This is a genomic window from Plantactinospora solaniradicis, from assembly GCF_042658085.1.
Classification (GTDB): domain Bacteria; phylum Actinomycetota; class Actinomycetes; order Mycobacteriales; family Micromonosporaceae; genus Plantactinospora; species Plantactinospora solaniradicis.
The window spans coordinates 508,613-529,811 of the sequence record NZ_JBHSPR010000032.1 but is presented as its reverse complement, the minus strand read 5'-3'; the positions used below and the strand labels follow the sequence as shown (position 1 = coordinate 529,811).

Annotated in this window: 16 protein-coding genes; 9 read left to right on the top strand and 7 right to left on the bottom strand. The window is 71.0% G+C overall.

The features are described 5' to 3' along the window. Positions 1-24 precede the first annotated feature (24 nt). Together ACFP2T_RS31130 and ACFP2T_RS31125 are read right to left on the bottom strand one after the other, a co-directional pair. Positions 25-606: a hypothetical protein gene (locus ACFP2T_RS31130; RefSeq protein WP_377428002.1), complete on the bottom strand. Its 582-nt coding sequence runs from the start codon at positions 604-606 to the stop codon at positions 25-27. Positions 607-1,097: 491 nt separating this feature from the next. Continuing rightward, entirely contained in the window at positions 1,098-1,895 is a 798-nt protein-coding gene (locus ACFP2T_RS31125; RefSeq protein WP_377428000.1) for a hypothetical protein, read from the bottom strand. Positions 1,896-2,074: 179 nt separating this feature from the next. On the opposite strand from ACFP2T_RS31125, the gene npdG reads away from it, so the two are divergent. Then, on the top strand, positions 2,075-2,773 hold the full coding sequence (npdG, locus tag ACFP2T_RS31120) for an NADPH-dependent F420 reductase (RefSeq protein ID WP_377427998.1): 699 nt from the start codon (positions 2,075-2,077) through the stop codon (positions 2,771-2,773). A 131-nt stretch (positions 2,774-2,904) separates the two neighbouring features. On the opposite strand, the gene panB is transcribed toward npdG, so the two are convergent. After that, positions 2,905-3,762, bottom strand: coding sequence for a 3-methyl-2-oxobutanoate hydroxymethyltransferase (gene panB / locus ACFP2T_RS31115; RefSeq protein ID WP_377427996.1), 858 nt, complete (start codon positions 3,760-3,762; stop codon positions 2,905-2,907). A 128-nt stretch (positions 3,763-3,890) separates the two neighbouring features. After that, positions 3,891-5,675: an NAD+ synthase gene (locus tag ACFP2T_RS31110; protein WP_377427994.1), complete on the bottom strand. Its 1,785-nt coding sequence runs from the start codon at positions 5,673-5,675 to the stop codon at positions 3,891-3,893. 310 nt (positions 5,676-5,985) lie between these two features. Between ACFP2T_RS31110 and glnA the strand changes: the two genes are divergently transcribed. Beyond that, the gene (gene glnA / locus ACFP2T_RS31105; RefSeq protein WP_377427992.1) at positions 5,986-7,338 is read left to right on the top strand and encodes a type I glutamate--ammonia ligase; all 1,353 of its coding nucleotides are present in this window, start codon (positions 5,986-5,988) and stop codon (positions 7,336-7,338) included. Positions 7,339-7,502: 164 nt separating this feature from the next. Further along, positions 7,503-7,928: a DUF350 domain-containing protein gene (locus ACFP2T_RS31100; protein WP_377427990.1), complete on the top strand. Its 426-nt coding sequence runs from the start codon at positions 7,503-7,505 to the stop codon at positions 7,926-7,928. A gap of 171 nt (positions 7,929-8,099) precedes the next feature. Here the strand turns inward: ACFP2T_RS31100 and ACFP2T_RS31095 are convergent, their stop codons facing one another. Then, positions 8,100-8,651, bottom strand: coding sequence for a hypothetical protein (locus tag ACFP2T_RS31095; RefSeq protein WP_377427988.1), 552 nt, complete (start codon positions 8,649-8,651; stop codon positions 8,100-8,102). 220 nt (positions 8,652-8,871) lie between these two features. Here ACFP2T_RS31095 and ACFP2T_RS31090 point away from each other — a divergent pair, with 220 nt between their 5' ends. Then, entirely contained in the window at positions 8,872-9,090 is a 219-nt protein-coding gene (locus ACFP2T_RS31090; protein ID WP_377427987.1) for an NACHT N-terminal helical domain 7-containing protein, read from the top strand. Positions 9,091-9,176: 86 nt separating this feature from the next. Continuing rightward, positions 9,177-12,479: an NACHT domain-containing protein gene (locus ACFP2T_RS31085; RefSeq protein WP_377428072.1), complete on the top strand. Its 3,303-nt coding sequence runs from the start codon at positions 9,177-9,179 to the stop codon at positions 12,477-12,479. Positions 12,480-12,490: 11 nt separating this feature from the next. On the opposite strand, the gene ACFP2T_RS31080 is transcribed toward ACFP2T_RS31085, so the two are convergent. Then, positions 12,491-13,012 (bottom strand): helix-turn-helix domain-containing protein, encoded by a 522-nt coding sequence (locus ACFP2T_RS31080; protein WP_377427986.1) that lies wholly within the window; start codon positions 13,010-13,012, stop codon positions 12,491-12,493. On the opposite strand from ACFP2T_RS31080, the gene ACFP2T_RS31075 reads away from it, so the two are divergent. Continuing rightward, positions 13,002-14,474 (top strand): hypothetical protein, encoded by a 1,473-nt coding sequence (locus tag ACFP2T_RS31075; protein WP_377427985.1) that lies wholly within the window; start codon positions 13,002-13,004, stop codon positions 14,472-14,474. The two genes, ACFP2T_RS31080 and ACFP2T_RS31075, sit on opposite strands and share 11 nt — an antisense overlap. Here ACFP2T_RS31075 and ACFP2T_RS31070 read toward each other — a convergent pair. Next, the gene (locus tag ACFP2T_RS31070; protein ID WP_377427983.1) at positions 14,398-15,327 is read right to left on the bottom strand and encodes a S66 peptidase family protein; all 930 of its coding nucleotides are present in this window, start codon (positions 15,325-15,327) and stop codon (positions 14,398-14,400) included. The two genes, ACFP2T_RS31075 and ACFP2T_RS31070, sit on opposite strands and share 77 nt — an antisense overlap. 69 nt (positions 15,328-15,396) lie before the next feature. On the opposite strand from ACFP2T_RS31070, the gene ACFP2T_RS31065 reads away from it, so the two are divergent. Genes ACFP2T_RS31065 through ACFP2T_RS31055 form a run of 3 tightly spaced genes read left to right on the top strand, consistent with a single transcriptional unit; the run spans position 15,397 to position 21,115 of the window. Further along, on the top strand, positions 15,397-16,200 hold the full coding sequence (locus tag ACFP2T_RS31065; protein ID WP_377427981.1) for a type 1 glutamine amidotransferase: 804 nt from the start codon (positions 15,397-15,399) through the stop codon (positions 16,198-16,200). Positions 16,201-16,212: 12 nt separating this feature from the next. Continuing rightward, positions 16,213-19,323 (top strand): bifunctional [glutamine synthetase] adenylyltransferase/[glutamine synthetase]-adenylyl-L-tyrosine phosphorylase, encoded by a 3,111-nt coding sequence (locus tag ACFP2T_RS31060; RefSeq protein WP_377427979.1) that lies wholly within the window; start codon positions 16,213-16,215, stop codon positions 19,321-19,323. Continuing rightward, positions 19,316-21,115: a hypothetical protein gene (locus tag ACFP2T_RS31055; RefSeq protein WP_377427977.1), complete on the top strand. Its 1,800-nt coding sequence runs from the start codon at positions 19,316-19,318 to the stop codon at positions 21,113-21,115. The genes ACFP2T_RS31060 and ACFP2T_RS31055 overlap by 8 nt, the downstream gene beginning before the upstream one ends. The last annotated feature ends 84 nt before the right edge of the window (positions 21,116-21,199 follow it).

Sequence of the window (21,199 nt, the reverse complement as noted above, 5' to 3'; positions counted from 1 at the left end):
TAACCAGTGATCGGGAGTGCCGGTTCAGCGGGCCGGAGCAGGCGGGCTCGCCGCTGGCGTACCCGGGAATGTCGTCGATGGTCCGAGCATCGGCGGCGGCGGTGATGGCGCTGTCGACGACCGCGCGGGCTCCGGCGTCGGTGTCCCGCCGGGCGCGGCGGTGTCCGGGCACGGCACCTGGGTCCGGGAGAAGTCGCGGCGCTCCTGGTCGAGAACCTGGCGGAAACAGACCCGCATCTCGGTCGACGCCCGGCCGGCCATCAGGGGTTGGGACATCGTCACGTGCACCCGGAAGACGACCCGCACGCCGGGGGAGTGGCGTCGGTCGGTGCCGTCGACCGCCAACACGTCGACGCGATCGTTGCGGGCCGCGCTCTGCCCGAGTTCCGCGGCGCCGTCGGCGACGCCGTGCACCAGTGCGTCACCGATCAGGGCGGCCCGCCGTACCGCTTCGCTATGCGCCCGTTCCTCGATCGACGGCTCTGTCGTGATGGTCAGAATGGTGTGCCCGACGCTGGCGACGAGCAGCAGCAGAATGGCCAGCACGACGATTGACAGCACCCGGGGAAGCCGCCCTGTCCCATCGGCCCGTCGCATCATGCCCACACTGCGAATTGTGCTCCATTCTTCGCCGTCAAGTGCCAGGTCAAGGCGATGAGGCGGTCGGCGGAGCGTACCGGCGGGGATTTTTTTCCCGGGCCTTGCGGGGCGCGGTGCCGGCGGGTCCGCACGTCGCTGACGGTGGTGAATCCCTTGCCGCAGAAAGCCTTTCCGGAGTACGACCGCAGTTTGCCGATTCCGCGACCGGGGTTATCCGATGGGGTCTACTGTGGAAGTCGCCCCGCCTTTTTGCGTGAAACGGTAGCGCGTGGTCGGTTTGCCGTGCACAGTAATCCCATGAGCGACAGCGGGAGTGATGTGCAGTACTTCTGGTGCATCCGCCACCACCGGACAGAGACCGGTGCTGACGTGTGCCCTGCGAGGTACGTGCTCGGTCCTTATGCCTCGGCCGCCGACGCGGAGCAGGCGTTGCAGCGAGTGCAGCAGCGCAACGAAGAGTGGGACGCCGAGGATGCCCGCTGGGCCGGGGAGGAGCGCTAGACCGGCGCGGCGACAGCCCGCGTCGAGAAACTCCGTGGTGCTCCGCGAGGAGACCCCCGAGAGCATGTCCCGCAAGGAGGAACACAGATGGCCGAAGCAACCAGGGCCAGCCGCCCGGTGGCGAGAAGTGCCGCCGGGAAGAAGACTGCGGCGCGGAGCCGGACCGTGGGTGCCAGCAAGGGCACCGCGGCCCGGCGGACCGCAAGTTCGTCGGTGGCCAAGAAGGCGCCGGCGAAGAAGGCCCCGGCCAAGCGCGCGACGGCGGCGAAGAAGGCGCCGGCGAAGAAGGCGACAGCGAAACGGGCGCCGGCGAAGAAGGCCACCGCGAAGAAGACGACGGGTACGCGGGCGGCAGCGAGCCGCGCGGGCACGGCGAAGCGTACGACGGCCGCGAAGAAGACGACGACGGCGAAGCGGACCACCGCGGCGGCGAAGAAGACGACGGCGGCGGCGGCCCGGAAGACGGGCGCGGCGGCGAAGCGGACCACCTCGACGGCGGCGAAGAAGGTCACCGCCCGGAAGGCTCCCGCGAAGAAGGCGCCGGCGAAGAAGGCCGCGACGAAGCGGGCGACGGCGACAAAGGCTCCGGCGAAGCGAGCCACCGCCAAGAAGGCTCCGGCGAAGCGAGCCACGGCAAAGCGGGCGGCGGCGACGAAGGCTCCGGCGAAGCGGGGAACCGCGGCGGCGAAGCGGACCACCGCCACGCCGGCCAAGAAGATCACCGCCCGGAAGGCGCCGAGTAAGCAGGCTGCGGCCCGCAAGGCGCCGGCGAAGTCACCGGGGCGGAAGGCCATCAGGTCGACCGCCCAGAAGATGATGGGTTGAGTCCCGCACCGGAACGCCCCGGGAGCGGGGGCGTTCCGGTGCGGTGACGCACGTACGCGGGGGCGACGGAGGCGGCGCCGGGCGGATGTGAGGTTCCGCATCCGGCCCGGCGCCCCCGGCGTGACGTCGGGTTTGCGAGGATGCCGGCATGGCATTTGACGCGAGCGCCCTGCCCGACGTGTCCGGACTCACCGTGGGGATCATCGGTGGCACGGGTGACCAGGGGCGAGGGTTGGCCTACCGGCTGGCTCGGGCGGGTCAGCGCGTACTCATCGGGTCCCGGTCGGCGGCACGGGCCAACCAGGCGGCGGAGGAGATCGGTGCCCTGCCCGGCCTGCCCGCCGACGCGACGGTGTCCGGTGGTGACAACGTCGAGGTGTCGAGCCGCTCGGACGTGGTCATCATCGCGGTGCCGTGGGACGGACACCGGGACACCATCGCCGCACTGCGTGAGCCGCTGGCCGGCAAGGTGGTCATCGACTGCGTCAACCCGCTCGGCTTCGACAAGCAGGGGCCGTACCCGCTGCGGGTCGAGGAGGGCAGTGCCGTGCAGCAGGCGGCGGCGCTGCTGCCGGAGTCCCGGGTCTGCTCGGCCTTCAACCACGTCAGCGCCCCGCTGCTGGCCGATCCGAGCATCGATCGGATCGACCTGGACGTCCTGATCTGCACCGAGGAACGGGAACTGGTCGGACTCGTCGCCGCCCTCGCCGCGCGGATCCCGGGCATGCGCGGCATCTACGCGGGCCGGCTCCGCAACGCGCACCAGGTCGAGGCGTTCACCGCCAACCTGATCGCGATCAACAAGCGCTACAAGGCGCACGCCGGGATCCGCGTCACCGATCTCTGACCCCTGCCCCTGCCCTCTGACCCCGGCACCGGTGGGCCGGAGCGCGCCCGGCCGGGTCGGGCGGTCGGCCGGAGCCGCCCGCCCGCCGCGACCGCCGCAGCTTCCGGCCCGTCGGAAGGTGCCAGGCGGAACTAGAAGGTGTGCTCGGCGGTCGGGAACTCGCCGTCGCGGACCTCGGCGGCGAACCGCTGGGTGGCCTCGGCCAGCGTGCCGGCCAGGTCGGCGTAGCGCTTGACGAACCGTGGCATCCGGCCGGACCGCAGGCCCGCCATGTCCTGCCAGACCAGCACCTGGGCATCGGTGTCCGGGCCCGCCCCGATCCCGATGGTGGGGATCGTCAACTCGTGGGTGATCCGCTTGGCCACCTCGCCCGGGACCATCTCCAGGACGACCGCGAACGCGCCGGCCTCGGCCACCGCGAGTGCGTCCGCCAGTACGTCGTCGGCGGCGTCGCCCCGGCCCTGTACCCGGTAGCCGCCGATCGTGTGCTCCCGCTGCGGCGTGAACCCGATGTGCGCCATCAGCGGGATGCCGGCACCGGTGATCGCCCGGATCTGCTCGGCCATCTGTCGGCCGCCCTCCAGCTTCACCGCGTGGCAGCCGCCCTCCTTCATGAACCGTACGGCGGTGCGCAGCGCCTGGGTCGGCCCCTCCTCGTACGAGCCGAACGGCAGGTCGCCGACGATCAGCGGGTACTCGGTCGCCCGTACCACCGCCCGGACCAGGGGAAGCAGTTCGTCGACGGTGATCGGCACCGTCGTCGGGTAGCCGAAGACGTTGTTCGCCGCCGAGTCACCGACCAGCAGCACCGGAATTCCGGCCTGGTCGAAGATCGCCGCTGTGTACTGGTCGTACGAGGTGAGCATCGGCCAGCGCTCGCCGCGTTCCTTGGCGGCGATCAGGTCGCGGGCCCGTACCCGCCGGGTCGCCGGCCCGCCGTAGAGCGTCGCCACCTCGGCCGGGGCGGACTCCATCCCTTGCTCAGACATCTTTGTCTCCTCTCGCCTCGAGGCCGCGTCCACGGTCCCCGGGTCGCTTCCGATCGTCCCACCGTTTCCGGGGGCACCGGCAGAGAAGAGTGCAGGTTGTCACACGAACCGACCGGCCCGTCGGCGGCTCAGGCGCGTTCGCGCCAGCGGTTGGTGATCGGCAGGCGGCGGTCCCGGCCGAACGCCTTAATCGAGATCTTCGGGCCCGGGGCGGACTGCCGGCGCTTGTACTCGGCGACGTCGACCATCCGCAGTACCCGGTCCACCACCTCCGGATCGTGCCCGGCGGCGACGAGGTCGTCCCGGCCCTGGTCGCCGTCGACATAGCCGACCAGGATCGCGTCGAGTACGGAGTAGTCGGGCAGGGTGTCGCTGTCCAGCTGGCCCGGGCTCAGTTCCGCGCTCGGCGGCTTCCGGATCGAGTTCTCCGGGATGGGCGGGGTCTCGCCGCGTCGGATCGCCTCCGCGTTGCGCCAGCTCGCCAGCTTCCACACCAGGCTCTTCCAGACGTCCTTGAGCGGGTTGAACCCGCCGACCGAGTCGCCGTAGAGGGTGGAGTAGCCGACCGCCAGTTCGCTCTTGTTGCCGGTGGTCAGGACGAGGTGGCCCTCCTGGTTCGACAGCGCCATCAGCACCACCCCACGGACCCGCGCCTGGAGGTTCTCCACCGCCATCCCGGACAGCGACATGTTGGCCAGGAAGCCGTCGACCATCGGCTGGATCGGCTCGATCCGGTAGTCGAGCCCGGTCCGCTTGGCCAGGTCGGCGGCGTCGTCGCGGGAGTGCTCCGAGGAGTGCTGGCTGGGCATCGACACCCCGACCACCCGCTCCGGCCCGAGCGCGTCCACCGCGATCACGGCGACCACCGACGAGTCGATCCCGCCGGAGAGACCGAGCACCACCGAGCGGAAGCCGTTCTTGTCGACGTAGTCGCGCAGCCCCAGCTCCAGCGCCTGCCACACCTCGCCCTCGTCGACCACCGGCTCGGTGATGCCGCCGACGGCCGGCGGATCGGCCGGAGCGGGCAACTCGTCGCTGATCCGTACCCGGGTGATGGCCATGTCCTCCGGGGCACCCGCCGGAACCGGTTGTGCGGGCTCGGTGCCGATCGGCGCGTCGGCGCGGGCGGCCGGCAGCGCCAGGTCGTGCACCAACAGTTGCTCGACGAACTGCGGGGCGCGGGTCAGCAGGGTGCCGTCCGGCGCGACGATCATCGAATCGCCGTCGAAGACCAGCTCGTCCTGGGCGCCCACCGTGTTGACGTACGCCACCGTGGCGTCGGCCTCGGCGGCCCGGCGGCGGATCAGCGGCAGCCGTACGTCGTCCTTGTTCAGCTCGTACGGCGAGCCGTTGATGTTGACGACCAGGCCGACGCCGGCGCGGCGGGCGACCTGGAACGGGCCGCCGGCCTGCCACAGGTCCTCGCAGATGGTGAGTGCGACGTCCACCCCGCCGATCCGGACCACCGTCAGGGCGTCGCCGGGGACGAAGTAGCGGTCCTCGTCGAAGACGCCGTAGTTGGGCAGGTGGTGCTTGAAGTAGCGGGCCACCACCCGCCCCTCGTGCAGTACGGCGAGCGCGTTGCGCGGCCCCCGGCTCGGGGTGGCCTCGGCGTTGGCGCTGGCCGGGCCGTCGGCGTCGAGGTAGCCGAGGACCACCGGCATCCTCCCGAGGTCGTCCGCGGCCAGGTCGACGGCGAGCTGGTCGAGGGTCGCCCTGGAGGCGGCGACGAAGGAGTCCCGGAAGACCAGGTCCTCCACCGGATACCCGGTCAGCATCATCTCGGGGAACACCACGAGCTGTGCCCCGGCCTCGGCGGCGGCCCGGGACCGGTCCCGGACGACCGCCGCGTTGCCGGCGATGTCACCGACGATCGGATTGACCTGGGCCAGGGCGATGCGCAAACTCGGCATACCCCCATCTTGCCCCAGCCACCCCGGCACGGGCCCGGCCCACTCCTGGTTGTAAGGAAGGGCCCCTTCTTATCGCTTTTTGTATAAGAAGGGGCCCTTCTTAACAATGCAGGGCCAGCGCCGGAGAGCGGCGGAACGGTCGTTCCCGCTATGTTTGGTATGAACGCCCAGCATGCGGGCACGGTGGGCCACCCCGCGCATCCGTTGCGGTCTAGCTCACGTAACGTCCGTGTAACGGAACCGGGGAAGACTGGGCTGCTAGGCCGTGCGCCGGCTGGGCCGGTCCGAACAGAGTGTGCGAGGGGTTGAGGTGGACCGTCAGCAGGAGTTCGTGCTCCGTACGCTGGAAGAGCGTGACATCCGTTTCGTCCGGTTGTGGTTCACCGACGTGCTCGGAACGCTCAAGAGCGTGTCAGTGGCGCCCGCGGAGCTGGAGGCCGCCTTCGACGAGGGGATCGGGTTCGACGGCTCCGCGATCGAGGGCTTCGCCCGGGTCTTCGAGTCGGACATGGTCGCCATGCCCGATCCGACGACCTTCCAGGTCTTCCCCTTCGAAGGCGGGGTCAGCGGCGAGAGCGCCCGGATGTTCTGCGACATCCTGCTACCCGACGGCAGCCCGTCCTGGGCCGATCCCCGGCACGTGCTGCGCCGGGCGCTGTCCCGGGCGGCGGAGAAGGGCTTCACCTTCTACACCCACCCCGAGATCGAGTTCTTCCTGTTGGAGAACGGTCCCGCAGACGGCTCGGTGCCGATTCCGGTCGACTCGGGCGGCTACTTCGAGCACACCACCCATGCGGTGGCGCGGGACTTCCGCCGGCAGGCGGTACTGGCCCTGGAACGGATCGGCATCTCGGTCGAGTTCAGCCACCACGAGGTCGCGCCGGGCCAACAGGAGATCGACCTGCGCTACGCCGACGCGCTCACCACGGCGGACAACATCATGACGTTCCGGCACATGGTCAAGGAGGTCGCGCTCTCCACCGGGGTACGCGCCAGCTTCATGCCCAAGCCGTTCACCGACCAGCCGGGCAGCGGGATGCACACCCATCTCTCCCTCTTCGAGGGGGAGCGGAACGCGTTCCACGACGCGAGCGACCCGATGAAGCTCTCCAAGGTCGGCCGCGCCTTCATCGCCGGGTTGCTCACCCACGCCCGCGAGTACACGGCGGTCACCAACCAGTGGGTCAACTCGTACAAGAGGCTGTTCCCGCAGGCGCTGCCGGACCGGATCACCGAGTCCCCGGCGTACGTCTGCTGGGGGCACCTCAACCGGTCCGCGCTGGTGCGGGTGCCGGCGTACGGCAAGCCGAACTCCGCCCGGATCGAGGTCCGCTCGCCGGACTCGGCCACCAACCCGTACCTCGCCTTCGCGGTGCTGCTCGGCGCCGGGATGAAGGGCATCGAGGAGGGGTACGAGCTGTCACCGGGCGCCGAGGACGACGTCTGGTCGCTGTCCAACGCCGAGCGTAAGGCGATGGGGTACGAGTCCCTGCCGGAGAACCTCTCCGAGGCGATCGATGTGATGGCGGGATCGGAACTGGTCGCCGAGGTGCTCGGCGAGCACGTCTTCGACTTCTTCCTCCGTAACAAGCGCGCCGAGTGGGAGCAGTACCGCCGCGAGGTCACCCCGTACGAGCGCCAGCGTTACCTGGGTCTTCTCTGACGATCGGGTCAGGAAGGGCTCCCGTTCACCGTTCTGGGCGGTAGCGGAGGCCCTTCCTAACCGTCCCAGCCCGCGCGGGGCTGTCTGGCCTTGCCACCGCACGCTATCGTCCTGACCGACGCGGCCCCTTCCGGCGGCCGCCCACGCCCGTTGGGAGGCAGTCGGTGGTCGAGGATCTGTTCGCGGGAGCCTGGCAAAGCATCGTGTTCGGTGTGGTCGGCATAGCGCTGATGGCGGCCGGATTCGGGCTGGTCGATGCGCTCACCCCGGGCAAGCTGCGTGAACTGATCTGGGTACAGCGCAACCCCAACGCCTCTTTGTTGCTGCTGGCCAACCAACTCGGCATCGCAGGCATCGTCTTCACCGCGATCCTGACCAGCTACACCGACTTCGCCAAGGGGCTGGCGTCGACCGTCCTGTTCGGAGTTATCGGGATCGGCATCATGGCGCTGGCGTTCATGGTGCTCGACTGGCTCACCCCGGGCAAGCTCGGTGAGGTGATCTGCTCCGAGGAGCCGCATCCGGCCGCCCGGGTGAGCGCGGCGACGCACTTCGGGGCGGCCCTGATCGTCTGCGCCTGCATCGCCTGACCTCGCCCGCCCTCGCCGTTCGCCGTTCGCCGTTCCGTCGGGCGGCGGGCGGCGAACGGCGGTGTGGAGAACCGTCGCCCCGCCGCGTACTCGTTCCACCGGCCGTCCGTGGCGCCGGTGGGTACGGTCCCGGCGCGCGCTGGAGGAGGGTGCGCGATCCGGTTCGGGGCGTTACTTCGTGGCCGGCGTGTCGGTCTGGCCGCCGTCCGGCAGAGCACCGGCCGGGCCGCCGTGCCTCGGGCCGCCCCAACCACCGCCGTGTCCGCCGCCCCAGGCCGGCAGCACGCCCGCCTTGAACGCTGCCACGATGACGTCGGCCTGCTCCTGGGTCAGCTTGCCGTCCGACACCGCCTTGTCGAGCCGCGTCTTCAGCCCCGCCTCCCGGTCGGCCTTCGACATGCCGGCGGGCTTACGCTCGCCCTTGCCCCGGTCCTTGTGCTCGGCCTGGTGCTGTTGCTTGATCTTCGCCAGCGCCGCCTCGACCTTGTCCTGCGGAATGCCCAGCTCGGTGGCGAGTTCCTCGGCCAGCTTGTCGCGCCGATCCGTCGCACGCTGATCCTGATCCTGGGCGGGCGTCCCGCTGTGCGAGGATGTCGTCGGCGTCGGCGTCGGCGTCGCGCCGTCCTCGGCGAACGCCACGGCCGGGGCCGCGATGCCGACCGTCAGTACTCCGGCGGCGACCAGGCCGCCGAGGACCTTCTTCCGGGATAGCAAGCTGCTCATCTGGGTCTTCCTCTCGTCGGCGATGGGCGTGCAAGTCGCCCAGCCTGCGGCATCACCCTGTGTGGTAGCCGTAGCCGACCTGGCAGGCGGCTGAGAATCATGCTCGGATCCCCGATTTCCTGCCCGGTCCCTGCTCGACCGGGCGGTTCTGGCCCCCTACCGCCGGTTGTCCGGTACAGCCATGCTTGGGCCGGAAATCCCGACCGACAGGAGTTGCCTCGTGCCCCGGACGCTGAGTTACGCCGACGCCGCCCGCATGCTCGGCGGTGACCGGAGCCGGGTGGTGAGCGCGCTCGACACCCTCGCCGGAGGCGCACTGCTCGGCACGGCCGTGCCGGTGCCGGCGGTGCTGGCGCTCTTCGACGCCAAGGCCGAGTTCGTCCGGCTCAGCCCACGATCTCGTATGCGGGCTGTCCGATCCGTGCGGCGGTCGACCTAGCGGATGTCCCCGTATACCGTCGGTTGTCCCGTGCGGCCATACTTGTGCCCGGCGCCTCGACCGACAGGAGTTCCCGCGTGCCTCGGATGCTGACCTACGCCGATGCCGCCCGGCTGCTCGGTGGGGGACGCAGTCCAGTGGTGACAGCCCTGGACAAGCTCACCAGCGGAGCGCTGCTCGGCGCGGTGGTGGCGGCGCCGGCCGTACTCGCGTTGTTCGATGCCAAGACTGAGTTCATCCGCCTTAGCCACGAGTTGATCGGCAAGCTAACCGAACGGCGAGCTGGCCTCTCCCGGTACGGCCGGACCGAGCGGCTGGCAGCGGCGCACCGGGTGGTGGTGGTCAGCGCTTTCTTTGAGGCACTGGCTGCGGCGGACCTGCCGTTCCGGTTCGAGGACCTGGAACTGACCGGGCGGGAGCAGGCCGCCATCGCCGGCGTGCGTCGGACGGACCAGTCCCTGCTGGGGAGCCTCTTCGCCGAGGGGGTTCCGACACCCAGCCCACAGCAGCCGTACGAGCAGTTCCATGCGGCGCTCAACGGGTACTTCACCGAGGTCGCCGAGGGGCTGAAGGCGTTCGTTGCCGGCCTCGCTGCGTGGGAGCGGCTCGAAAACTCTCGCCGGGCCGCTTTCAGGGCCGTACTGCGCACGCTGCCGTTCCGGGCACTGGACCGGTACCAGGAGCTGTTCGGCCGGCTGGCCGCCGATTTCCCGGAAGTGGGGTTCTGGGCCGGGCTGCGCGAGCATGCGGGGACCCGGGCTGAGGTCCGGGAGGTGGCCACCGCGTTGGCCGATCTCGAACGGCTGCTTCGGGACGCCTCCTTCGGTCGGATTCCGGATGAGCGGCGGTCTGGGCTGGCTAAGGCGTACGCTGCGGAGCTGGACCGCTCGGTCGTCGAGTCTGGCGACGTGCCAACCGGGATCCGGGTTCCCACCCTCGGCGTGGGCTACGTTCCGCCGCTGTGCCGGGTGGCTGAGCTGGGCCTGGCGGCCCGGCCCAGCGAAGAGTCCTGGTGGTCTGACCAGCCGGTCCGGGACGATCTATCCGAGTTCCTTACTGGCTACCTGACTAATCCGAGAGCTGTTGAGGCGCCACTGCTGGTGCTCGGTCAGCCGGGATCCGGGAAGTCCGTACTCACCCGGGTGCTCGCCGCCCGGCTGCCGGCGGCCGACTTCCTGCCAGTCCGGGTAGTGCTCCGCGACGTGCCGGCCGCCGCTGACTTGCAGGAGCAGGTCGAGTACGCAGTTCGCGCAGCCACGGGTGAGCGGCTGGACTGGCCGGCGCTGGCTCGGTCGGCCGGTGATGCCCTGCCGGTGGTGCTGCTCGACGGCTTCGACGAACTGCTCCAGGCGACCGGGGTGAGTCAGACCGACTACCTGGTCAAGGTCGCAGCGTTCCAGCGGCGCGAGGCCGACCAGGGTCGACCGGTGGTGGTCGTGGTGACCAGTCGGACCAGCGTCGCCGACCGGGCCCGGCCACCGGAGGGCACGATTGCGCTCCGGCTGGAGCCGTTCGACGAAGCTCGGGTGGCCGCCTGGCTGGCTAACTGGAACGCGGTAAACGCAGACGAGTTCGCCGCCCGTGGCGTGACCCCGCTGGACCTGACGACCGTCCTCGCCCATCGCGAACTGGCCGAGCAGCCGCTATTGCTGCTGATGCTGGCGCTTTACGACGCCGACGGCAACGCCCTCCGCTCGGCGGGCGAGCTGCGCCAGGACCAACTCTACGAGCGGCTGCTCCGCAGATTCGCCCGCCGCGAGGTGGTCAAGCACCGCCCCGGGTTGCCCGAGCGGGAACTGGACCGCGCAGTCGATGAGGAGTTGCGTCGGCTTTCGGTAGTCGCCTTTGCGATGTTCAATCGGAACGCGCAGTGGGTCACCGAGCCTCAACTGGAGGCTGACCTGGGTGCGCTCTTCGGTCCGCCGCCCGCACCGGGCACGGCTGACCTGCGCGCGCCGCTACGGCACGCCGAGATCGTGCTCGGTCGATTCTTCTTCGTGCACCGGGCGCGAGCGCTCCGTGACGACGATCCGTTGGAGACGTACGAGTTCCTGCATGCCACCTTCGGTGAGTTCCTGGTCGCCCGGCTCACCGGGCAGGTACTTACCGACATCGCGGCGCGGGAGGCCGCCACCACCATGTCGCTCGTGGGCGGACCAACCGACGATGACTTACTGCACGCCCTGCTGTCGTACGCAGCGCTGAGCGGGCGCGCACCGATCCTCGGCTTTATGCGTGGTCTCATGGCCGGAGTGGACGACGAGCGGCGGGAGGACCTGATCGATTTGCTGGTCCGGCTCTTCCAGGCCGTGCACCACAGCCGCCCGGCACGCCGGTTCGACTCCTACCAGCCCCACGGGCTGCCAGTGCCAGCCCGGCACGCCGCGTACAGCGTCAACCTGCTCCTGTTGGCGATCTGCGCCGCCGGAACCCTGTACGGCAGTCGGCTCTACCCTGGCCGGAATGTGGTGCCGTGCTGGCACCGAGAGACCCTGCTGTGGCAGTCCCAGCTTAGCTCCCAGGACTGGAGCAGTCTCGTTGAGACGCTCGGCCTCGATCGGCTCTGGGGCGACGACGGCAGTCGAGAAATCGCCCTGTATCTCGTTCCGGACCCAACCGAAGTGACGATCCCGGCGGTCGATCCGCATTGGACGTACGACATCACGCCGGTTCCACGGCAAACGGGACCCCACCTCATACGGGATAGCCATTCATTTGGCGAGTTGGCGAGACGGGCGCATCTTCAGTGTGCGATTGAAGGCGACGTGCTAATACACGCGCTGGAGCCCGCTGCCACCGTGCCACGCGGGATTAACGAGTTCGTCGCTGTATCCCCGTCCCAGGCCGCGTCAGTAGTGCGCCAGTTGGTTACGTTCCTGATGCCGCCGAAGGAGGCTCGCACGGTAGCTCAGCGGCACCACGACTATCAGCGGTTCGTGCATACCCTGGCCCGGCTCCGTGATCCCATGGCTGAGCGGTGGTTCGTCGAGCTTCTCCTCAGCAGGCTCGCCAGTAACCTCGAGCTGCCTGCGGCAATGTCCGTGGACATCATCGAGTCTCTTGATCCCAGGTTACTGCTCGAAGGTCGGACGGCCGACCGGTTGATGCGTTGTGGCCTAGCCTTTCTCGGACGTGATCAGGTGGTGGACCGGCGACTTGGTGCGTTGATAGCAATGCACTTACGACCCTGCTACTCCGAAGGCGACGAGAGGCTTGCCGCCGAGGCGCTCGTCCGGCTTGTCGAAACAGGATCGGCCAGCGAGGTAAACGCTCTCCTGACCCCGCCTGAGGTAGAAGGGATCCTATCTGGTCGGCCGGACTTGCGCCTGCGGTACGAGCGGGCGCTGGGCCACGCGCCCAGCCATTCTGAGGCCCGCCGGCCGGAGTAATAGTAGTCGGATCATTCTTTGCCATCGAACCCTGCGACTGACCCGTCACCGGTGATATAGCCAGATCGGATCTCCACGACTACCCGCACGATGCCGATCTCGCCGGCCGTGACTGTTAACGTGATCGCCGAGCAACTGGCGGCAGGCTCGGGTGTCATTACCTTGAACGAGGTAGCGGCCACAAGCTCGGTCGGCGGCCGCCGGGCGAAGCTCTGTCCCAGGCTATTGCGCTCCAGGTCTTGCGGGGCTGCACTCTTCGACGCCAATGCCGATAGCTCACCGTCAGCGCCGAGTACGGCATCCAGCGCGGATGCCACCGCCTCCGTCGGCCGTTTGCTCCCCGTTTCGAGGTCCCAGAGGTAGCCATGCGAATAGTGGACGAGTCGCCCAAGTCGCCGAAAGGACAATCCTTGCCGTACCCGCATCTCCCTGAGTCGATCGCTGAAGCCGCTGCCGATCGCTGCGCCCTGCGGCCTGCTGGTGAGGCAGAAGCCGAGATCGACGTCGCTGTCCGCGCCCAGTATGGCCCGCACCCAGGCCAGGCTGTCGCTGCGCGCACTCGGCCAAGCCAGCCACTACGACTACAGCCGTCTCTGCCGGGCGGAGCAGGGCGAACACCTCATCGATCCGGCCCTGGTTCAGGCCATCGACGATGCGGTCGGTGCGGATGGGCTGCTGGTAATGCTGCGCTCACTGGTACCCGACGAGCAGCCCGGCCGGGCCCCGAACACCCTTTCCGCCGCCAACGTCCGCATCGAGGATCGCGATAGCGTGATGGTGGAGCTGTGGTCTCCCGACGGAAGGACCGTGCGCGTGAATCTGTCCCGGCGCGAGTTCACCCGGCTGATCGCCGCAGGCGCGCTACAGGCCACGGTGCCCGCCGGGGTCGTCAACCAGGAACTGGCCGAACGCGTCTCCAAGGTGTTGCAACAGCCACGTCTGATCGACCGGCAGGTCCTCGGATACTTCCGCACCGTGCTCGCCGAGCACTACACCGCAGACAAGATGCTCGGTCCTTGCCAACTTCTCGGTCCGGTCCACGCTCAGATCGACGTGCTTGACGGGCTGCGCCGTCATGCCCGACCAGGCACCACCGAGCCGCTGATGAGACTGTTGGCCCAGTACGCCGAGTTCGCCGGCTGGCTGCACCAGGACGCCGGGGACGCCACCGCCGCGATGTACTGGTCCGACCGGGCCAGCCAGTGGGCCCAGGCGGTCGGCGACTATCAGATGGTCGCTTACCTGCTCGTCCGCAAGAGCAACATCGCACTGCTGAACGACGACGCCGGCAACGGCATTGACCTTGCCGCAGCCGCCCGCAAGGTACCCGGGCTGGTCAGCCCGAAGTTGCTTGCCCTTGCCGCCCAGCAGGAGGCCGTGGCTGGGCGCTGCACGGCGAGGTCGATCACTTCCGCAGTTGCCTGGACAGCGCCGCCGAACTGCTCACCCGCCATCCCGAGGAACTGGACGAGAGCGCGCCGGTGTACCTGCACAACTACGACGTGGACACCTTGGAAGAGCAGTCCGCCAGCGGCTACCGCGCCTGCGGACAGGCCGAGATCGCTGTCACCATCTTCGAACGCAAGATCGCTCAGACCTCAGAGCATCTGCATCGCGATCAGGGACACCAACTGGCCAAGCTCGCCAACACGGTGCTTGCGACGTCCCAGCCTGATCCGGAGCGTGCGGCCACGCTCGGGCTGCGCTGCGTGCGGACAGCAGGAGGCACCGGATCCGCCCGCATCAGCAAGGAACTGCGTGCTCTCGACGCCACCCTTACCCGGCGGTGGCCGAACCTGCCTGGCAGCGTTGAACTCCACGAAGCCATATCGTCATAGCCGGACCGCGTATCGAAACCGTGATCACGTAACGTTCGGCTTTGCCGGCTATGCCGAACGCTACGTGATCAGCCAGAGGCTCAGCGTACGGCGGAAGAGACCGTCAGGGTGCCAGCGGTGGCGTCCAGGGTCGCGGGTACGCCGACCGGCACGGTGAGCTGGCCGACCCCGTGCCCGATCGGCAGCCCGCCGAGCACCGGCACTCCCAGATCACCCAGCCGCTCGGCCAGCACCTCGGCCACCCCGACCGCCCAGTTGTCGGCGCAGTCGGTGAACTGGCCCACCGCCACCCCGGCCACCCCAGCGAGCACTCCGGCCCGGCGCAGGTGGGTGAGCATCCGGTCGACCTTGTACGGCGGCTCCCCGACGTCCTCGATCAACAGGATCGCCCCGGTCAGGTCCGGCATGTCCGGTGTGCCCAGCGACGACACGATCAGGCAGAGGTTGCCGCCGATCAGCGGGCCGGTGGCCGTACCGGGGACCAGCACCGGAGCGGTCTCCTCGGACGGTAGCCGGTGCACCACCACCGGCTCGGTGCTCATCAGCGCGGTACGCAACGACTCGGCCGAGGCCGGCGGGGTGCGCTCGTCCAGCCAGGCGGCCCCCGGCCCGTGCACGGTGGCCAGCCGGGCGCCGCGCCAGAGCGCGAGTTGCAGCGCGGTGATGTCGGAGAACCCGGCCACCACCTTCGGATCGTCGCGAACCGCCGCCATGTCGAGGGCGTCTACGACCCGCTGCGCGCCGTAGCCGCCCCGGGTGCAGAGCACACCCCGCACCGCCGGGTTGGCGAAGGCGGCATTGAGGTCGGCCGCCCGGAGGGCGTCGTCGCCGGCCAGGTAGCCGCGCCGGGCGTACGCGTTCGGGGCGAGGACCGGACGCAGGCCCCAACCGGTGAGGAGTTCGACTCCCCGGGCCACCCGTTCCGGTCGGGTCGGCCCCGAGGGTGACACCAGCAGCACCGTGTCCCCGGGGCGCAGCGCCGGTGGCCGTACGGCCTGATCGTCGGGCACCGTGCCTCCTCGTTCATTCGGCCCAGAGCCTATCGGTGCGGGACGGGGCCACCGGATAGCCTCGACACCGTGGCAACCGAGACCGGAACCGAGAGTGCGACCGCGACCGCGATCGCGCTGGTGATCGAGAACGACCCGACGGACGACGCCCGCCGGCTGGGGGAGTGGCTCACCGAGGCCGGCCTCGAACTGCGGGTGCTCCGCCCGTACGCCGGGGACACCCTTCCCGAGGACCTGACCGGGTACGACGCCCTGGTGGTGCTCGGCGGCTACCAGCAGCCCTACCCGGCGCCCGACGGCACTCCCGGCGCGCCCTGGTTCCCGGCCCTGGAGGGGCTGCTCCGCAAGGCGGTCCGGTACCGGGTACCCACCCTGGCGATCTGTCTCGGCGCCCAGCTCCTGGCCACCGCCCACGCCGGCACGGTGCAGCGGAGCGAGGCCGGGCCGGAGGTCGGGCCGACCGTGGTCGGCAAGCGGGACGCGGCCGACGGCGACCCGCTGTTCAAGTACGTGCCGATGATTCCCGACGTGCTCCAGTGGCACGTCGACGAGATCACCGAACTGCCGCACGGGGCGACCCTGCTGGCCGCCTCGACCCGCTACCCGCACCAGGCGTTCCGGCTCGGCGACCGGGCCTGGGGACTCCAGTTCCACATCGAGTGCGACACCGACATGATCGCCGACTGGGCGCGCGACTCCGCGGTGCTGGCCGAGCTGGACTACGACCCGGAGCTGGTGGTGGCCGCCTGCGCCGAGGTGCTGCCCGACGTCGAGGAGGTGTGGCAGCCGTTCGCCGCCCGGTTCGCGGCGCTGGCCCAGGGCCAGCTTCCGGACCCGGAGCCCCGACGGACGCTGCCGCTCCTCGGACACTAGGAGGCGTCGGCGATGACCAGACCGACCAGCGCACCCGGCCGGCTCGCCCGGTACGGCTTCGGGGTGGGCGACGGCGGTGGCGTCGCCGGGAACGGCGCCGGGCGGGCCACCGAACTGCTCGGGCCGGACGGGCTCGGGCTGTGGGACGTCGTCGCCCTGGAGCCGGTCGACGAGCCGGCCGGCGAACTCCTCACCGCGCTGTCCCGGGCCGCCGATCCCGACCTGGCGCTGCGTCAACTGCACCGGATCGTGGAGTCGGAGCGGCGCTCGGCCGCCGAGTCGGACAGGTCGGCGCTGATCACGGCGATGCACGCCGATCCGGGGTTCCGACGCAGGATGGTCGCCGTCCTCGGGGCCTCGTCGGCGCTCGGCGACCATCTGGTGGCGAACCCGGAGCAGTGGCATGCGCTGTCCACCGGTGCGGACGGGCTGCCGCCCAGCGCCGAGGGAATGCTGTACCCGGAGGTCGGCACGGACCAGGAGACCCCTCGCCGCCTGCCGCCGATCGCCGCGCTGCGTCAGGCGTACCGGCTGGCCCTGCTGCGGATCGCGGCGGCCGACCTGACCGGCGGGCGCGGCTTGGAGCAGACCATGGCGGCGATCTCCGCGCTGGCCGACGCCACCCTGGGTGCCGCGTACGACATCGCGGTCGGCGAGTTGCCGGACGGCACCCCGGTGCCCCGGCTCGCCGTGGTGGCGATGGGCAAGTGCGGTGGCGAGGAGCTGAACTACGTCTCCGACGTCGACGTCATCTTCGTGGCCGCGACGGACGAGGACCTGCCCGCCGCCACCCAGGTGGCGACCCGGCTGATCCACATCTGCGGACTGGTGGCGTGGCCGGTGGACGCCGCGCTGCGGCCCGAGGGTAACCGTGGCCCGCTGGTGCGTACCCTCGCCAGTCATCTCGCGTACTACCGGCGGTGGGCCCGGACCTGGGAGTTCCAGGCGCTGCTCAAGGCCCGCCCGGCGGCCGGGGACACCGAGCTGGCCGGGGAGTGGATCGACCAGCTCGCCCCGCTGGTCTGGCGGGCGGCGGAGCGCCCGGAGGCGGTCGAGGACGTCCGGGCCATGCGCCGGAAGATCATCGACAACATTCCGCCCAAGGAGCTGGAGCGCGAGATCAAGCGCGGTCCGGGCGGGCTGCGGGACATCGAGTTCGCCGTGCAACTCCTCCAACTCGTACACGGCCGGGTCGACGAGTCGTTGCGGTCCCGGGGCACACTCCCGGCGCTGCGGGCGCTGGTCGCGGGCGGCTACGTCGGCCGGGCCGACGGCGAGGCGCTGCTGCGCGGGTACCGGTTCCTGCGCGGCGTCGAACACCGGCTCCAGTTGCAGGGCCTGCGACGTACCCACACCGTGCCGGCGGACCCATCCGCACTGCGCTGGCTGGCCCACGCGCTCGGCTACACCGCACTGCCGGGCCAGAGCGCCGTCGAGGCGTTCCGGGCCGACTGGGTCGGGCACGCCACCGAGGTACGACGACTGCACGCCAAACTGCTCTACCGGCCGCTGTTGGAGGCGGTCGCCCGGGTGCCGGCCGACGGCCTGCGGATGACCCCGGAGGCGGCCGGGAACCGCCTGGAGATCCTCGGATTCGGCGATCCGGCCAGGGCGCTGCGCCACCTGGAGGCCCTGACCGGCGGGCTGACCCGGACGGCGGCGATCCAGCGCACCCTGCTTCCGGTGCTGCTCCAGGAGTTCGCCGACGCGCCGGAGCCGGACCGGGGCCTGCTCAACTACCGGACGGTCTCCGACAAGCTCGGCGGCACCCCCTGGTACCTGCGGCTGCTGCGCGACGAGGGGCCGGTGGCCCGCCGGTTGGCTCGGATCCTGGCGGGTTCCCGCTACGTCGCGGACCTGCTGGCCCGGGACCCGGAGGCACTCCGGCTGCTCGCCGAGGACGCCGAACTGACCCCACGCGACACCGACGTGCTGCGCGACGGCCTCGCCGCCGCGGCCGACCGGCACCTCGGCGGCCGGGGACCGCAGCCCGCTAACCCGAGCGAGGCGATCCGGGCCGTCCGGGCGCTGCGCAGCCGCGAACTGATCCGGGTCGCCTGCGCCGACGTGCTCCACCAGGCCGGTTCACTGACCCCGGGCCGCTCGAGCGGCCCGACCGGACCGGTGCCGCCCGTCCGCCCGGAGGCGGGTACGGCCGACGCCGCGATGTTCGACGTCACCGCGGTCGGCGCGGCGCTCTCCGCCGTCACCGACGCCACCCTCGGGGCCGCGCTGCGGGTGGCCCGGGCGACCCAGCCGGCGATGCCCGGACTCCGGTTCGCGGTCATCGGCGTGGGCCGGCTCGGCGGGTACGAGATGAACTACCTCTCCGACGCCGACGTGCTGTTCGTCTACGACCCGCCGCCCGGAGTCGCCGAGGACGCGGCGAGCACGGCAGCCCGGGGAATCGCCGAGGAACTGCGCCGGCTGCTCGGGATGCCGGCACCCGATCCACCGCTCGGAGTCGACGCCGACCTGCGCCCCGAGGGGCGGCAGGGGCCGCTGGTCCGCAGCCTGGCCGCGTACGCGCAGTACTACGCCCGCTGGTCGAAGGTCTGGGAGGCGCAGGCGCTGCTGCGCGCCCGGTACGTCTGCGGGGACGCCGACCTCGGCACCGAGTTCGAGGCCGTCGCCGACCCGGTGCGCTATCCGGAGCGGGGACTGACCCGCGAGCAGGTGGTGGAGATCCGGCGGATCAAGGTCCGGGTGGAGACCGAGCGGCTGCCCCGGAACGCCGACCCGGCGACCCACACCAAGCTGGGCCGGGGCGGGCTGGCCGACGTGGAGTGGGCGGTGCAGTTGATGCAGCTCCGGCACGCCGGCACGCTGCCGGGACTGCGCTGCACGCGTACCCTCGACGCGCTGGCCGCCGCCCGGGACGCCGACGTCGTCGATGCCGCCGACGCCGCCGCGATGGCCGCCGGCTGGACCCTGGCGGCGCAGGTACGCAACGCGTTGATGCTGGTGCGTGGCCGGGCCGGCGACCAGTTGCCCCGGCACGGGGTCGAGCTCGCCGGGGTGGTACGGCTGCTCGGCGGCGACGATCCGGGCGAGTTCCTCGACGACTACCTGCGGACCGCACGGCGCAGCCGGGCCGCTGCGGAACGCGTACTCAATGCCTGACCAGCGCCGGACGGTGTCGCCGGCCGGTCCGGTCCGTACCGTGCTCGGCGCGGTCGGGCTCGCGGCGGCGCTGGCGGTGGCGTTCCTGCTGGCGCCGCCGCTCGGCACCGACCTGTCCGCACAGGTCGCCCGGGCCAACTTCTTCGCCCGGCACGGCTTCGCGCCCCTGGACCTCGGCTGGTACGCGGGTGTGTCGCCGTACGGCTACAGCCTCCTCACCCCGCCGCTGATGCACTGGCTCGGCGGGGACTCGCTCGGTCCCCGCCTGGCCGGCGCCCTCGCCCTGCTCGTCTCGGCCGCCGCGCTGGCCCTGCTCCTGGTCCGCACCGCCGCCCGCCGCCCCCTGGCCGGCTCACTGGTCGGCGCCGCCTGCATAGCCGGCAACCTCGTCTCCGGCCGGATCACCTACGCCATCGGCATAGCCTTCGGCCTCCTCGCCCTACTGGCCCTGACCACCCCCCGCCCCACGCCCCGCCGGCTCACCGCCGCCGGCGCCGCGCTGCTCGCCGGCGCCGCCAGCCCGGTCGCCGGGCTCTTCGTGGGGCTCGCGGGGGTTGCGCTGGCGTGTAAGGAAGGGCCCCTTGTTATCGCTTTCTGTAGAAGAAGGGCCCCCTTTTCACACCTGAGGCACGCGCGACGCACCGTGCTCGACGGTGCGGCGCTGGCGCTGGGCGCCGGAGTGCCGGTGGCCGGGCTGGGACTGGTCTTCGGTGCCGGGGGCTGGATGAACATCAGCCTCACGGACACCGTCACCGCCGGTATCGCGAGTGCGATGGTCGCGGTGCTGGTGTCGCGGCGTGCGGTACGGATCGGTGCGATCCTGGCCACGCTGGGGGTGCTGGCGGCCTTCGCGGTCCGTACGCCGGTCGGGCTCAACGCGACCCGACTCGCCGCGATGTTCGCGTTGCCGGTGCTGGTGGGCTACGGGGCACTGCCGGCCGGGCCGAGCCGGCGCTGGTCACCCCGGGTGGCGGGGATCGCCCTGGCCGGCGTGCTGGCGCTGGTCGCGGTGGTGGAGCCCCCGGTGCTGGTCGGTGACCTGCGGGCGGCCGGCGACCCGACCGCGTCGCGGAGCTACTTCCAGCCGCTGCTGGCCGAACTCGCCCGTCGCCCACCGGCGCGGATCGAGGTGGTGCCGACGGCGAACTACTGGGAGGCGGCGTACGTGCCGGAGGCCGCACCGCTGGCCCGGGGCTGGCTGCGCCAGGCCGACCAGGCGTACAACCGGCTCTTCCTGGACGGCAGCGTGGACGTGGACTCGTACGGCCGGTGGCTGCGGGACAACGGCGTCGGCTACGTGGCGCTGCCCGGTGCGAAGCCGTCCTGGGTCGGTCGGCGGGAGGCGGAGCTGATCCGGGGCGGGCTGCCGTACCTGACACCGATCTGGCAGCATCGGGACTGGACCCTGTACGCGGTGACCGGCGCCCCGTCCATCGTGAACGCTGTCGCGTCGGGGAACGGCCCAGCGGATGGCGATCCACCGGACGGTCCTGTCGGGCCGGGTGCCGGGCGGGCCGATGCCGAGGTGGTCCGGGCCACGTCGGCGGAGCTGACGGTCGACGTACCGGCGTCCGGCGAGACCCTGGTCCGACTCAGGTGGTCGAACTGGCTTCGGGTGGCCGGCCCGATCGGTCCGGACGGGGCGCCCGCCGAGCCGTCCGATCCCACCGCCACGATCGTGCCCGCCTGCCTGGCTCCGTACGGCGACTGGACCGTGCTCCGGGTGCCGCAGGCCGGCCGCTACCGGATCACCTCCAGCCTCACCGGGATGGGTCCGCGCTGTCCCGGCTGACCGACACCGGCGGCTGCCGGGACAGGGGGCTGCCGGGACAGAGGGGGCTGCCCGACCACCGGTTGTGAATTGGCCCGCTGCCGG